The organism is Kitasatospora sp. NPDC057965 (assembly GCF_042887135.1).
Classification (GTDB): domain Bacteria; phylum Actinomycetota; class Actinomycetes; order Streptomycetales; family Streptomycetaceae; genus Kitasatospora.
The window spans coordinates 70,204-82,483 of the sequence record NZ_JBHVPZ010000018.1 but is presented as its reverse complement, the minus strand read 5'-3'; the positions used below and the strand labels follow the sequence as shown (position 1 = coordinate 82,483).

General features: G+C 72.4%; 16 protein-coding genes and 1 tRNA gene. 8 read left to right on the top strand and 9 right to left on the bottom strand.

Annotation, left to right across the window (positions count from 1 at the left end):
• Positions 1-68: 68 nt before the first annotated feature.
• The 7 genes from ACFVVU_RS23525 to ACFVVU_RS23495 all read right to left on the bottom strand — a co-directional run bounded on the left by ACFVVU_RS23525 (position 69) and on the right by ACFVVU_RS23495 (position 3,282).
• On the bottom strand, positions 69-1,370 hold the full coding sequence (locus ACFVVU_RS23525) for an ATP-binding protein (protein ID WP_387792002.1): 1,302 nt from the start codon (positions 1,368-1,370) through the stop codon (positions 69-71).
• Positions 1,370-1,540: a hypothetical protein gene (locus tag ACFVVU_RS23520; RefSeq protein ID WP_387792000.1), complete on the bottom strand. Its 171-nt coding sequence runs from the start codon at positions 1,538-1,540 to the stop codon at positions 1,370-1,372. Before ACFVVU_RS23520 ends, ACFVVU_RS23525 begins: the two co-directional genes overlap by 1 nt.
• Positions 1,537-1,863, bottom strand: a complete 327-nt coding sequence (locus tag ACFVVU_RS23515; RefSeq protein WP_387791999.1) for a hypothetical protein — start codon at positions 1,861-1,863, stop codon at positions 1,537-1,539. Before ACFVVU_RS23515 ends, ACFVVU_RS23520 begins: the two co-directional genes overlap by 4 nt.
• Positions 1,863-2,174 carry a hypothetical protein gene (locus tag ACFVVU_RS23510; protein WP_387791998.1) on the bottom strand — a complete coding sequence of 104 codons (312 nt, stop codon included), beginning with the start codon at positions 2,172-2,174 and terminating at the stop codon, positions 1,863-1,865. The genes ACFVVU_RS23515 and ACFVVU_RS23510 overlap by 1 nt, the downstream gene beginning before the upstream one ends.
• Positions 2,171-2,560, bottom strand: a complete 390-nt coding sequence (locus ACFVVU_RS23505; RefSeq protein ID WP_387791996.1) for a hypothetical protein — start codon at positions 2,558-2,560, stop codon at positions 2,171-2,173. Before ACFVVU_RS23505 ends, ACFVVU_RS23510 begins: the two co-directional genes overlap by 4 nt.
• On the bottom strand, positions 2,557-2,922 hold the full coding sequence (locus tag ACFVVU_RS23500) for a hypothetical protein (RefSeq protein ID WP_387791994.1): 366 nt from the start codon (positions 2,920-2,922) through the stop codon (positions 2,557-2,559). Before ACFVVU_RS23500 ends, ACFVVU_RS23505 begins: the two co-directional genes overlap by 4 nt.
• A 111-nt stretch (positions 2,923-3,033) precedes the next feature.
• Positions 3,034-3,282 (bottom strand): hypothetical protein, encoded by a 249-nt coding sequence (locus tag ACFVVU_RS23495; RefSeq protein WP_387791993.1) that lies wholly within the window; start codon positions 3,280-3,282, stop codon positions 3,034-3,036.
• Positions 3,283-3,786: 504 nt separating this feature from the next.
• Here ACFVVU_RS23495 and ACFVVU_RS23490 point away from each other — a divergent pair.
• From ACFVVU_RS23490 to ACFVVU_RS23475, 4 genes are all read left to right on the top strand, one after another.
• The gene (locus ACFVVU_RS23490; RefSeq protein ID WP_387791992.1) at positions 3,787-4,155 is read left to right on the top strand and encodes a helix-turn-helix transcriptional regulator; all 369 of its coding nucleotides are present in this window, start codon (positions 3,787-3,789) and stop codon (positions 4,153-4,155) included.
• Between the two features lie 167 nt (positions 4,156-4,322).
• Complete coding sequence (locus ACFVVU_RS23485; RefSeq protein WP_387791990.1) at positions 4,323-4,571, top strand: hypothetical protein; 249 nt, start codon at positions 4,323-4,325, stop codon at positions 4,569-4,571.
• A complete protein-coding gene (locus ACFVVU_RS23480; protein ID WP_387791988.1) occupies positions 4,561-5,808 on the top strand; it encodes a tyrosine-type recombinase/integrase in 1,248 nt (415 codons plus the stop codon). The genes ACFVVU_RS23485 and ACFVVU_RS23480 overlap by 11 nt, the downstream gene beginning before the upstream one ends.
• 42 nt (positions 5,809-5,850) lie before the next feature.
• Positions 5,851-5,996, top strand: a tRNA-OTHER gene (locus ACFVVU_RS23475).
• Positions 5,997-6,050: 54 nt separating this feature from the next.
• Here the strand turns inward: ACFVVU_RS23475 and ACFVVU_RS23470 are convergent.
• Positions 6,051-6,842: a hypothetical protein gene (locus ACFVVU_RS23470; RefSeq protein WP_387791986.1), complete on the bottom strand. Its 792-nt coding sequence runs from the start codon at positions 6,840-6,842 to the stop codon at positions 6,051-6,053.
• 204 nt (positions 6,843-7,046) lie between these two features.
• On the opposite strand from ACFVVU_RS23470, the gene ACFVVU_RS23465 reads away from it, so the two are divergent.
• The 3 genes from ACFVVU_RS23465 (at position 7,047) to ACFVVU_RS23455 (ending at position 9,355) form a co-directional block, all read left to right on the top strand.
• Complete coding sequence (locus tag ACFVVU_RS23465; RefSeq protein ID WP_387791983.1) at positions 7,047-8,417, top strand: MFS transporter; 1,371 nt, start codon at positions 7,047-7,049, stop codon at positions 8,415-8,417.
• Between the two features lie 52 nt (positions 8,418-8,469).
• Entirely contained in the window at positions 8,470-8,703 is a 234-nt protein-coding gene (locus tag ACFVVU_RS23460) for a hypothetical protein (protein ID WP_380682784.1), read from the top strand.
• Positions 8,704-8,803: 100 nt separating this feature from the next.
• The gene (locus ACFVVU_RS23455) at positions 8,804-9,355 is read left to right on the top strand and encodes a methylated-DNA--[protein]-cysteine S-methyltransferase (protein WP_380682783.1); all 552 of its coding nucleotides are present in this window, start codon (positions 8,804-8,806) and stop codon (positions 9,353-9,355) included.
• Positions 9,356-9,374: 19 nt separating this feature from the next.
• Here the strand turns inward: ACFVVU_RS23455 and ACFVVU_RS23450 are convergent, their stop codons facing one another.
• Complete coding sequence (locus ACFVVU_RS23450) at positions 9,375-10,505, bottom strand: ATP-grasp domain-containing protein (RefSeq protein WP_387791981.1); 1,131 nt, start codon at positions 10,503-10,505, stop codon at positions 9,375-9,377.
• A gap of 350 nt (positions 10,506-10,855) precedes the next feature.
• Here ACFVVU_RS23450 and ACFVVU_RS23445 point away from each other — a divergent pair, with 350 nt between their 5' ends.
• On the top strand, positions 10,856-12,277 hold the full coding sequence (locus ACFVVU_RS23445; protein WP_380682781.1) for a family 2B encapsulin nanocompartment shell protein: 1,422 nt from the start codon (positions 10,856-10,858) through the stop codon (positions 12,275-12,277).
• Positions 12,278-12,280: the final 3 nt, after the last annotated feature.

Below are 12,280 nucleotides of genomic sequence, written 5' to 3'. Positions count from 1 at the left end.
CTCTCTGAGGGGTGAGGGCGGGGCCGCGCGCTGGGGAGGGGTGCGCGCGGCCCCGCCGGTGCGATGGGTCAGGCCGCGGCGGAGATGTTCTGCGCGACGGAGCGCAGGTACGCGCCCGGGTCGGGCTGGGCGAGCGCGGCGTCGAGGGAGTCGATGACGTCGCCCGCGTCCGCCTTCGTCAGCTCGTTCGCGCTGCTGATGTGCCGGCCGACGAGCGCGGAGAGCACGGTGTGCCGCTCGGTCCGGTCGGTGATGCCGACCTTCGTCAGCACGGCGTGGATGCGGCGCATCTGCGGCGCCGTCGCGAGCTCCGGACCGGCCACCGCGGTGCGGGCCGCCTGGACCCGGCGGTCCGACTCGGCCACCGCCTCCCGCTCGACCGCCTCGTAGCCGGACCCGGCCGCCAGGGCGACCTCGTGATCCGTCGGCTCACCGCCCGGCACCGCCGGAACTGCCGCCAACCGCTGGGTGCCCCCGGCCCGCAACTGCCGCCCACGCTCCACGATCAGCTCACCCAGCGTGGACGGGATGCCCGTCACGGGGTGCAGCACCGCGGCCCCCAACAGCCGGTGCTGTTCCGCCCGCTTGTGCAGCGCGAGCGCACCGTCCACCGTCAACCCGTCGGCCATCAGCTCGCCGACCAGCTCGGCCGCGTCGGGCACCTCCGTGCCGTCCTCCAGCCACGTCAGGACGGTGGTCGCGAGGTCGGCGGAAGGGCGGTTGATCACGGCCCCGGAGAGCTCCGGGCAGCGCGACTTGGTGACGACCAGGGTGTTCTCCTGGTCCAGGTCGCCGACGATGTCGAACTCGTACTCCAGGCCCTCACGCTGCTCGGCCTTCGTGCCGACCTTGCGGACCTGCTTCTTCCCGCGCGAGTCCTCCTCGATGACGTACTCGGACTTGGTGCGCATCGTGACGATGACGTGCCCGGGGTACGCGAGCAGGGCGTCGATCATCGCCCGCTCGAAGGGGCGGGCCTCCTTCCATCCGCCGAAGTTGCCGCCGCCACCGCCGCGCTTGCCGATGGCGTCGACCAGCTCGAGCATGCCGCCGGTGCCGGACCAGAAGTGCGTGAGGGAGTCGACGATGACCGCGCCGTACCCGGCCTGGCCGGCCGTGGCGAGCGCGGCCACGAGGTCGCGCGGGTCGTACTTGGACATCTGGAGGGTGTCGAAGGTGAAGCCCGACCCGCTGTGGCCGGCCGCGTACTTGGAGGCGGAGCCGCGCTCGGTGTCGATGAGGGCGACGCGGGGGGACATCGTGGTGGCGAGGGTGAGAGCGGTGTAGGTCTTGCCGGAGCCCGACGGCCCCTCGAGGGCGATGCGGGCCTTGGCCTGCTCGCGGGTGGCGGGGGCGAAGGTGAAGGTCATCAGGCGTCGTCCTTCGGGAGGTCGGTGGTGCGCTGGCGGGGGAGGGTGACGGTGCGGGCGCGGCGGTACGCGCGGCGTCGGCGGCGGGCGGCGCGCTGCTCGCGGCTCGGCCAGAGCACGATCAGCGCCATCGCCACGAGGGGCAGGCCGAGCAGCAGGAAGGCGATCACAGGGCACCGTCCTCGGCCGGCACGTCGACCGGCAGGTAGGCGGTGGCGAACACCGGCACTCCGTCGATCGCGGCGTCGTAGAGCAGGTGCACCACCAGGTCGCTGCGGTCGCCCTTGCTGGCGAGCGTCGACTCGTGCGTTCCGACGCCGAGCGCCGCCGCCAGAGCCCGCACCGCAGCGGGCCCCTCGGGCGCCTGGTACGACGGGGCCGCGTGCAGGGCGCCGTCCGACCCGATCGACCACGACAGCGGCAGCTCGGCCACGGTGAGGTCCCGGGCGAGCAGGACGTGCAGCGCGGCGGCGGCCCTCAGCGCGGGGGGCATCACGTGGGCACCGCCGTCCGGGCCGGGGCGGTCGCGACCAGGCGGACCATCACGTCCTGGACGAGCACGCCGATCGTCCAGCGCAGGCCCTCGCGGGTCCGGTCCGACCAGACGGTGTGCGGGCCGACTGTGCGGCGCCACCGGTCCAGGTCGACCAAGCCGTGGGCGCCGGTGAAGGTGCCGATCACGGCGCCGGCGCCGTCGACGGTCCACACCGGGGCGACGTCCGTTCCGGCGTCCGCGACCAAGCGGGTCAGGTGGACGGCGGCCTGCAGCGCGGAGGCCTGCGCCGCCAGCTCGAGCGCGCTCATGCGGCCACCGCCAGGGCCCGCGGGTACAGGGCCCGAACCAGCGCGGTGTCCGGCAGCAGCTCGCCCCCGGACGTCTCGGCGACGACCGACAGCTCCACACCGGGGCAGCCCGGGATGCCGTACGCCAGCACCCACTGCAGACCGCCGAGCGGGAGGGGCAGACCATCCGCGCCGCGCCCGGCCCGGCCGCCGACGACGGCGCTGCGGGGCGTCACGACGACGTACCAGGCGGACAGCTCGCCGATCGAGGCGGCGGTCACGGTGACGCGCCGGCCGGACAGGTCGAGGGCGATCGCGTCGGCGGGCTGTGCGCTCAGGCCAGCGGCCTGGCGGAGCACGGCGATCCCGGCGAGCACCGTCCGCACCGGGACAGCAGGGGCCCTCATCGGGCACCGCCGTTCCAGCGGCCGAGCAGGTCCGCCCGGAAGTGCTCCGCGTCGCGCCGGTTCGGGAACGACTGCGAGTGCCGCAGGCCGTCGCTCACCCGCCAGCGCACCGCCCACTTCCCCGACGGCGTCTTCGACAGGGACGCGCTCGGCGCCTTCGGCGAGATCTTCTGGCGCAACCGGGCGACCTTGGCTCGCAGCGACTCGACCTCGTCCTCGGAGGCGTGCAGCGCGTCGTCCACCGTCTCCAGCTCGTCGAGCAGCGCGACGATGATCCGGCCCTCGGCGGACTCGGTGCCCGCGTACGTGGCCCGGAGCTCGTCGAGGTACTCCTCGGTCAGGGGTTCGGTAGGCTTCGACATGAGGCCTACCTCCTTTCGTCTTGGGTTGATCGGTGGGCCGCTGGGCCTTCGCGGGCGGCATCCGGGTGCGACCGGGCTGCCGGGCGGAGGCCCGACCCATGTCTGGGTGGGTCAGGCGGGGCGCTGGGCGAGCGCGTGCTCGGACTGGCGGAGGCGCTGCTGGCGGCCGGCCTCGGACTGCTCGGCCATCCACGCGCGGACCTTGTCGAGGTCAAAGCGCCGGTGACCGTTCGGCAGGTACTCGACCGGGCAGCCCCGGCGAACCCACTGGTTGACGGCCCAGTCGCTGACGCCGTAGTGCTCCTCGACCTGCACCTGCTTAAGCAGGGGGAGCGGGAGCGGAAGCGTGGTCACGCTCATGTGGCATTGACCTTTCCGGTGTAGAAGTAGAAGCTCGGGGCATGTCGAAGAGCGCCTGGACCGGCTGCCCGAGGGCATCGGCAATGAGCCATGCCGTCCGGAGCCGGACCCTGTCGCGGGTGAAGCTCCCTCGCGAGACGAGGGCGCCGATGATCGACTGGCTGACCCCTCGGCCGTCCGGGTCGACCGACCTGGTGGCGGCGGCGAGCGTGGGAATGGACCACCTGCCGGAGGCCATGGCCTCGCGGATCGGCTGGCCTCGGCCCTTGCGGTGCAGCAGGCGGGACATGGGGACCTCTCTCTGTCGGTAGCTGGTCGCTGCCGACATCCACATTTCTACTGTAGATGTGGAAGGCGGTCAAGAGGGTTCGGAGAGGCCTGGAGAGATTCGGAGAGAGTTGGCGTGTCGACTGCTATCGAACGCATGTTCCCCTATGGTGGGAATCGCGCCAGCCTTCCACGTTGCGCTTGTATATGTGGAAGGCAATCCGGCATGCTGGCGGCATGAACACGGTTGACGAGAGCGGCGAGACGCTCCCGCAGCTGATCCGGCGCGTCCAGGACGCTCGCCCTGAGCTCACGCAGACCGAGATCGCGCGGCGGGCTGGCGTGTCCGTCTCCGCCGTCAACACCTGGGTGAACGGGGAGCGCGTCCCCTCGCGCAAGTCCGCCGACAAGCTGGCGGCTGCCCTCGGCGAGCCCCGCGAGCGCGTCTTCGCCGCCGCTGGTCGCCGGACCCCGGGATCACTCACCCCGGATGCCGAGGAACGGATCCTGGAGCTGTATCGGCGCCTGACCGCTGACGAGCAGCGCATCATCGAGCGTCAGCTCGCGGCTCTTGCCGCACCCGACCAGCACCCCTGGTCCGCCTGAAACCTGGCACATGCCGCGCGGGGGTGCACGTCTTCGAGTGCCGCGCCACCATCTTGCTCGCGCGTGTCACTGATGCGCCCTATGCTCATGTGCTCCAGCACCGCTGAACCGTCCTCCCCTAGCGGCCCGCAGGCAGTTCGCCATGCCCTAAGGGGGAGCACACGCGCATGTGCATCACCGTCCGCCGGAGTACCGCCCCAGTGGTCACCCTCATGCCCTGGGACCCGGCCAACCTCACCATCACCATCCCCGCCGGCCTCAGCGCCGACGCGGCGATCACCGCTGTCCGCGCCGTCCTGACTGAACTGGCGATCCCCCAGCCACCGGGCAGAGCGGTCTGCTGCTGCGGCCAGCCCGTTCGGCTGCCGCTCGTCCCGGCCCAGCGCGCGGTCGAGGAGGCCCGAGTTGCCTCGTAGGGCGCAGAACAACCCCCGCCAGATCAGGCACAAGGACTGCGGCTGCAAGCTGTGCTTGGAAACGTACCCGGGCGACCGGAAGCCGCGGCGCGACTGCATTGGGTCGTGGCAGGCCCGGTACCGCGGGCCGGACGGCAAGCAGAAGGCGCGCAACTTCGCGAAGAAGGGGGAGGCAGACGCCTTCCTCGACGAGGTGCGGACCACCGTCCGGCAGGGCACCTACCTCGACCCGAAGCGCGGCCAGATCACCGTGACGGAGTGGCACGCGATCTGGTGGAAGAGCCAGAAGAAGAAGGGGCGCCCGACCACGCGCAACCGCAAGATGGGGATCTGGTCGAAGCACATCAAGCCGCAGTGGGGCGGTTGGAAGATCAGCGGGATCGGGTTCCTCGACTTCGACACCTGGCTGCAGAACGACGTCAAGGGCTACCACACCCGCAAGAAGTGCCTGGAGTTCATGCGGCGCATGATGCAGGCCGCGATCCTCGACAAGCGGATCACCACCAACTGCACGTTCGGCGTCGAGCTGGAGGCGCCGGCGGCCCGGCACCCCGACGACCTCAAGCCGCCGACGGACGAGCAGTGCGAGCGGATCCTGGCGCACCTGCCGGCGTACTACCACCCGCTCATCGCGGTCGCCGACGAGACGGGCATGCGGTGGGGCGAGTACACCGGCCTGCGGCTCTGCCACGTCGACCTGGAGGCGGCCACCGTGCGCGTCGCCGAGATCATCGCGGCCGACAAGGGGACCCTTTACCGGCAGCCAGCGCCCAAGACTGACGCGGGCTTCCGGACGGTGCCGCTCACCCCCCGCGCCCTGGCCGCGGTCGAGGAGATGGTGGCTCGGTGGAAACCGAAGGACACTCGCTCGGACACCGACTCCGGGATGCACCCAGAAGAGCTGATCTTCCGGGGCCCGCGCGGCGGGGTGATCAGCCACCACAACTTCCGGCGCGTGTGGATCGAGGCGATCCAGGCGGCCGGGGTGGCCCGAAAGGTGGTCAGTGCGGAGACCGGGCGTACGGAGTGGTGGCCGCGGATGCACGACTACAGGCATCGCTTCGCGACCAGGCTCAAGGATCAGGGCGTGCCGGAGAAGGAGGCTCAGGCGATCATGGGGCACGACCGCGGATCCAAGGTGACGTGGTTGTACCAGCACGCCGGGGCCGACGTTGTGGAGTCGGTGCGCGCGGCCCTCGTGCAGGAGGGGAAGCCGCAGCTCCGCGTGGTGTCCTGAGTCCACATCCGGTCCACAACCCCCACTCTCCGAGCCTCTCTCGCCCTCTCCGATCCTCTGAGTTGGCGAGAGAGGCGCGGGCTTTGCTGGGCTCTCCGGCCCTCTCCGAGACTCTCCGATCCACCGATCTTCCTACTGGTGTTCTTGTAAAGCGTAGGTCGTCGGTTCGAATCCGACAGGGGGCTCCACGGGTTCCTCGCGAAGGCCCCCCGGCGTGCAGCCGGGGGGCCTTCGGCGTTCCGTCAGGGCCGCGGCCGGGGGCGGAGCTGGCGGAGGGTGTGGCTGGGGGCGTGGGTGGTGAGCAGTTCGGCGGCGCGGCGGTAGGAGAGGCGGGCGCGGTGGGTGTGGGGGCAGCGGTCGGGGGCGGGGGTGCCGGCGGGGGCGCGGCGGGTGGTGAGGAAGAGCGGGCCGGTGGTGCGGCCGGCGAGCAGGAGGGGGAGCAGCCGGGCGGTGCCGGCCTGCCAGGTGAGGGGCGGGGCCGGGGGCCGGGTGCGGCGGTGGGGTAGGTCGAGGTCGTCGGCGTCGAGGGCGAGGACGGTCTCGACGGGGGCGCCGCTCTCGTGCAGGAGGCGCCAGAGGGCCTGTTCGCGCAGCGGGACGCGGAGCGCGAACAGGGCGTGCAGCCGGTCCGGGGTGAGCGGTGCCGGGCCGGTGCCGGGGTCGGTGAGGGGACGGGCGCGCAGGCCGTCGGCGGGGTCGGTGCGGATCCAGCCCTGCCGGCGCCACCAGGCGAGGGCGGCGCGCAGGGTGGAGAGCTCGCGGTTGAGGGTGCGCGGGTCGGTGTCACGGGAGCGGTGGTCGACGGCGGTCCGGAGGCGGGCGGGGGCCTCGGGATGGTCGAGCAGGGCGAGCGGCAGGACCGGCGGCCGGGCCCGGCGGCGTTCGGGTCCGGTGGGGGCGGGCCGGTCGGCGAGCGCCCAGGCCCAGGTGTGCAGGGCGATCCGGTAGACGCGGCGGGAGCCGTCACCGAGCCCGGAGGCGGTCAGGTAGCGCTCGACGGCCACCGCGTACTCGACCGGGGGAGGAGGGGCCATTCGGACCTGCTTTCCGCAGTAAACGACGCCAGCGGGGGTCGGGGAAAGGATAGTCCGGTGCGCAGTAAACGGCAGGTGGGTACCGATTGTCGGGGGTATTTACTGCGGCAGGGAGGGATTGACTGAAAATTGATGGGGAAAGGCTCAGGTTTTTGGTCGGAAAGCCTTGTCCGCGGTTTCCGTCCGTGGGCAGACTGGACGACCATGACAGGGGAGACGGGGCGGACTCCGGCCCGCCGTCGGCGGCTGCGCGGCCGTCTTGCGGTGCTGGGGGAACGCGATTTCAGGTGGTTCTTCGTCGGCTACGCGACCTCGCTGGTCGGCTCCTCGATGGCGCCGGTCGCGGTGGCGTTCGCGGTGCTGGACGGTGGGGGCGGCGGGTCGCAGCTCGGCTGGGTGATGGCCGCCCGGATCCTGCCGATCGTGCTGGTGCTGGTGGCCGGCGGGGTGATCGCGGACCGGCTGGGCAGCCGGCGGGTGATGCTGGCGTCGGACGGGCTGCGCTGTGCGGTGCAGGGCGTCTTCGCGGCGCTGCTGGTCACCGGGCACGCGTCGGTTCCGGCGATGGTGGTGCTGGTCGCCCTGTGGGGGCTGGGCGAGGGGGTGTTCCTGCCGGCGCTGGGCGCGCTGGTGCCCTCGCTGGTGCGTCGGCCGGAGCGGCTGTCGGACGCCAACACCCTGCTGGGCCTAGCGCGTTCGGTGTCCACGGTGGCCGGTCCCGCGCTCGCCGGCGTGATCACGGCGGGCCTCGGTCCGGGGGCGGTACTGCTGATCGACGCGGTGACGTACGGGGTGGGCGCGCTCGCCCTGGCCCGGCTGTCCGCAGCGGTGCCGAAGGGTGCGGGCGCGGGCGGCGGCGAGGGTTCGATGGTGGCCGATCTGCGGGACGGCTGGGGTGAGTTCCGCTCCCGCCGGTGGCTCTGGGTGACCACGCTGCAGATGGCGCTGTTCAACCTGCTGGTCTGGGCGCCGTTCCTGGTGCTGGGGCCGCTGACCGCGCAGCGCGAGCTGGGCGGGGCGCGGGCCTGGGGCCTGGTGATGGGCGTCTACGGGGTGGGCGCGGTGCTGGGCGGGGTGCTGATGCTGGGGCGCCGGCCCGGCCGGCCGCTCGCGGTGGCGACGCTGGCGGGTCTCGGCTGGGCGCTGCCCTCGGCGGCCCTCGCGGCCGGGCTGCCGCTGGCCTGGGTGGCCGGGGCGGCGCTGGTGGCGGGTGCCGGGTCGGCGGTCTGCGGCTCGCTGTACGAGTCGACCCTGCAGAGCTGGGTGCCGACGGAGGTGCTGGTGCGGGTGACGGCGTTCGGCGGGCTGGGCGCGTTCGTGCTGGGGCCGCTGGGCCTGGCGGCGGCCGGTCCGCTGGCCGACCGGGTGGGGGTGGCGGCCGTGCTGGCCTTCGGCGCGGGGTGGCAGCTGGTCTCCGTGGCGGTGGTGTTGGCGGTGCGCGAGGTGCGCGGCCGACGCTGGGAGGAGCCGGAGCCGGAGCCGGAGCCGGAGCCGGAACAGGAGCCGGAGCCCGGGTCGGAACAGGGGGCGGAGCGCGGCGGGGAGTCGGCCCCGAGCGCGGCGGGTGCCGGGTGAGCCCGGCGGTCGTACCGTGGAGGGGTGCGGGGGCGAACGGAGGAGGTAGGCCATGCCCGGTTCTCTCACCATCAGCCACCACGAGGCTGCCGCGTCCGTGGACCACGCGGACGCCGTGCGGCTCGCCACCGTGCTGGACGAACTCGCGTACCTGCTGGAGATCCCGGGGCCGAACCGGATCAACGAGGCCCAGCTCGCCGCCCTCTGCGAGGGGCGGGCACCCGACCGGGCCGAACTGGTGCACTGGGCGCGGACGGTCGCCGCGGAGCTGAAGGGGCGCCGTTAGGGTCAGCCTCGTGGCCGCGCCGCGCCAGCCGCCGGCCCCGCCGTACGATGGCGCGCGGGGCGGGTGGTCCGCACGCGCCGGGGAGGACGTGGGGGAACACGTGGCAGAGCGTACGGCGGCGCCGATGTCCTGGCTGACCGTGGACACCCCGCTGCCGAGCGGCCCGTTGCACGTCGCGGTGACCGTGCGGGGCGTGGCGGCCGTCGGCTACCTCGGCCGGGAGGGCGAACTCCCGCGCTGTGCCGACGAGTCGAAGATCGCCGCGGTCACCGGCCGGGTCGGCGAGTACCTCGCGGGGCGGCGGCGGCAGCTGGACCTGCCGATCGACTGGAGCCTGAGCACCGGCCCGCACCGGGCGGTGCTGCAGACGCTGCTGCACGAGGTGCCGTTCGGGCGGACCATCACCTACGGCGAACTCGCGGCCCGCAGCGGGGTGTTCGGCGAGGTCGAGGAGCCCGGGCTGGCCGCGCGTACGGTCGGGCAGATGATGGCCGCCAACCCCGTCGCGCTGCTGGTGCCCTGCCACCGGGTGGTGGCGGCGGACGGGATCGGCGGCTTCGGCGGCGGCCGGGTCGGGATCGACGTGAAGCGCTGGCTGCTCACCCTGGAGGGTGTGCTGGAGCCGACGCTGGACTGGAACGGTCCCCTCTGAACGGCTGCTTGACGGTGGGTCAGTGCACCAGCTGGCCCGCCGCCAGGCTGCCCGGAGCGGTGGGACCGGCGGGACCGGCGGGACCGACCGGGGTGAGCGGCGGGATCGGCGGGAGTTGGCGCGGCAGCACCGGCCGGATCCCGGAGACGAGGGTGTACTCGATGCCCGTCGGGTCCCCGGCCCACTCGGTGTCGGGCCGCTCGCCGAGCGCCAACTGCACCGCGTTCCACGGCAGGTTGAGCCCGCACAGGCTCAGCTGGTGCAGCCCGCCGGAGGGCCGGGTGTTGACGTCGATCACCACCGGCTCGCCGCGCAGGTGCCGGAACTGCACATTGGAGAGGTAGGCCATCCCGGTGGCCTCGACCAGGCGGCGGGCGGGTTCCAGGTACCGGGGTGCTGTGGTGAAGCTGCGCCGCCGCCGCTCCTTGCTGCGGCCGACGGCGGCGAGCAGCGTGCCGTCCAGGTCGGCGAGGCAGTCCACGGAGACCTCGGGGCCGTCGAGGTAGGGCATGACCAGCAGGTCGGTGGCGGCGTCCGGGTTCTCCCGGGCCGCCCGGTCGAGCGCGGTGGCCACCTGCTCGACCTGGACCCGGCTGTCCCAGCCGGCCAGCCGGTGGAGCCCGAACGGCTCCCGGGTGAGGATCCGGAAGCCCTCGCCGCCGGCGCCGGAGGCGGGCTTGAGGCAGGCGGTGAGGCCGGCCGACTCGATCCGGTCGACGGCGGCGACCAGGTCCCCGGCGGTGCGCACCAGCCACCACGGCGGGGTGGGCAGTCCGGCGTCGGCCATCGCCGCGTAGCCGTCGGCCTTGCTGGCGAAGGCGGCGATCGCGGTGGCGGGCGGGCAGGCGAGGGCGGTGCCGACGGCCTCGAACTCCTGGCGGTGCAGGGATATCGCGAGCTGGTGCAGCCGTGGCACGAAGACGTCGACGCGGTGGCGGGCGCAGTGGTCGAGGGCGAAGGCGACGTAGGCGTCGGGAGTGAGGTCGGCGGGTTCCAGGCCGGCGGTGTCGGCGGCGGCCAGGACGGGGGAGTCGGGGTCGACGTGGGTCGCGTGGACCCGGACCGGGCGCGGAGCGGCGCGCAGCTGTTCGATGAAGAACACGTTCTCGGCGTACGTGCGGTTGAGCCAGACGGTGACGGGGGCGCTCATGGGGCCTCCCAGGGCAGGGGTGAACGAGGGAGAAGGGCTGTCTCGCGGCCGCGCTCGTCCAGTGGCCCGTGGCCCTTTGAGGTGGCACCTTAGCGGTCCGCCGAACGGGATCGAACGCGGGGTGGGCCTGCCGCGTACGGGTCGGGGAGGAGAACCGGACCGTCCTGTTCCGGAAAAGATTAGATCACCTGATCGAATAAGTATCGATCAGACATTCTATTCGTACTATTTTTTCGGTTATTCCGACCACTCGAAAGAGTGATTGCGGTTGCCCTCTGAAAGGGCCCACCATGATTCTTGCAAGTTGCAAGGCGACACTTCATCGGGTACGGGTACGCGAAGGGCTCCCTATGTCGACCGAAACCAACGTCGGTATTCCTGCACCGGGCGGTGAAGCGCGGGCCGCGGACCAGCAGAGTCTTGCCACCGCCGCCGCGCGGAACCTCGCGACGACGACCAAGTCCGCGCCGCAGATGCAGGAGATCAGCCCCCGTTGGCTGCTCAGGACGCTCCCCTGGGTCCAGGTCTCGGCCGGCACCTACCGGGTCAACCGCCGGCTGCGGCACGCCGTCGGCCGCGGCCGGGTCAGCTTCGACCGGACGGGCAGCCAGGCCCGGATCCTGGCACCGACCCTGCGCGAGGTGCCGGTGCTGCGGGGTTTCCAGGACGACGCCCTGCTGGAGGAGCTGGCCGGGCGCTTCGTCCAACGCGAGTTCTCCGCGGGTGAGGTACTGGTCTCGGCCGGGGCGCCGATCGACGAGGTCTTCATCATCGCCTACGGGAAGCTCAGTCGGCTCGGAACGGGCAAGTACGGCGAGGAGGCCGTCGTCGGTTCGGCGGCCGACGGCGACCACCTCGGTGACGAGGTGCTCCAGCAGGAGGACGCCACCTGGCCGTACACCGTCCGGGCGGACACCGCCGCCACCGTGCTGTCGCTCCGGTGGTCCGCCTTCCAGGAGCTCGCCGACCGCTCCGAGGCGCTCCAACTGCAGGTCATGGAGTACCTGGCCGGGTTCCAGCAGCCGCAGAACAAGCACGGTGAGGCGGCGATCGACCTCTCCGCCGGCCACCACGGCGAGTACGAGCTCCCCAGCGCCTTCGTGGACTACGAGCTCAAGCCGCGCGAGTACGAGCTGAGCGTCGCCCAGACGATCCTCAAGGTGCACAGCCGGGTCGCCGACCTCTACAACCAGCCGATGAACCAGACCGAGCACCAGCTGCGGCTGACCATCGAGGCGCTGCGCGAGCGTCAGGAGCACGAGCTGGTCAACAACGCGGAGTTCGGCCTGCTCGCCAACGCCTCCTACGAGCAGCGGATCCAGACCCACTCCGGCCCGCCCACCCCGGACGACATGGACGAGCTGCTGAGCCGCCGCCGCAGCACCAAGCTCTTCCTGGCCCACCCGCGCGCCATCGCCGCGTTCGGCCGCGAGTGCAACCGGCGCGGTCTCTACCCGGACACCGTCGAGGTGCAGGGCCGCCGGGTGTTCGGCTGGCGCGGCGTGCCGGTCTTCCCGTGCAACAAGCTCCCGATCGTCAACGGGAACACCACGTCGATCCTCGCCATGCGCACCGGCGAGGACAACCAGGGTGTCATCGGTCTGCACCAGGCCGGAATTCCCGATGAAGTCGAGCCGAGCCTTTCGGTGCGGTTCATGGGAATCAACGAGAAGGCCGTCATTTCCTATCTGGTGAGCGCCTACTACTCCGCCGCGATTCTGGTGCCGGACGCCGTCGGCGTCCTGGAGAACGTCGACATCGCGCACCACTGAGGC

Excerpts from the sequence above, each read along its gene's own strand:
- ACFVVU_RS23525 (WP_387792002.1), bottom strand. The coding sequence starts at position 1,370 with ATGACCTTCACCTTCGCCCCCGCCACCCGCGAGCAGGCCAAGGCCCGC.
- ACFVVU_RS23515 (WP_387791999.1), bottom strand. The coding sequence starts at position 1,863 with ATGCCCCCCGCGCTGAGGGCCGCCGCCGCGCTGCACGTCCTGCTCGCC.
- ACFVVU_RS23510 (WP_387791998.1), bottom strand. The coding sequence starts at position 2,174 with ATGAGCGCGCTCGAGCTGGCGGCGCAGGCCTCCGCGCTGCAGGCCGCC.
- ACFVVU_RS23505 (WP_387791996.1), bottom strand. The coding sequence starts at position 2,560 with ATGAGGGCCCCTGCTGTCCCGGTGCGGACGGTGCTCGCCGGGATCGCC.
- ACFVVU_RS23500 (WP_387791994.1), bottom strand. The coding sequence starts at position 2,922 with ATGTCGAAGCCTACCGAACCCCTGACCGAGGAGTACCTCGACGAGCTC.
- ACFVVU_RS23495 (WP_387791993.1), bottom strand. The coding sequence starts at position 3,282 with ATGAGCGTGACCACGCTTCCGCTCCCGCTCCCCCTGCTTAAGCAGGTG.
- ACFVVU_RS23490 (WP_387791992.1), top strand. The coding sequence starts at position 3,787 with ATGAACACGGTTGACGAGAGCGGCGAGACGCTCCCGCAGCTGATCCGG.
- ACFVVU_RS23485 (WP_387791990.1), top strand. The coding sequence starts at position 4,323 with ATGTGCATCACCGTCCGCCGGAGTACCGCCCCAGTGGTCACCCTCATG.
- ACFVVU_RS23470 (WP_387791986.1), bottom strand. The coding sequence starts at position 6,842 with ATGGCCCCTCCTCCCCCGGTCGAGTACGCGGTGGCCGTCGAGCGCTAC.
- ACFVVU_RS23465 (WP_387791983.1), top strand. The coding sequence starts at position 7,047 with ATGACAGGGGAGACGGGGCGGACTCCGGCCCGCCGTCGGCGGCTGCGC.
- ACFVVU_RS23460 (WP_380682784.1), top strand. The coding sequence starts at position 8,470 with ATGCCCGGTTCTCTCACCATCAGCCACCACGAGGCTGCCGCGTCCGTG.
- ACFVVU_RS23450 (WP_387791981.1), bottom strand. The coding sequence starts at position 10,505 with ATGAGCGCCCCCGTCACCGTCTGGCTCAACCGCACGTACGCCGAGAAC.
- ACFVVU_RS23445 (WP_380682781.1), top strand. The coding sequence starts at position 10,856 with ATGTCGACCGAAACCAACGTCGGTATTCCTGCACCGGGCGGTGAAGCG.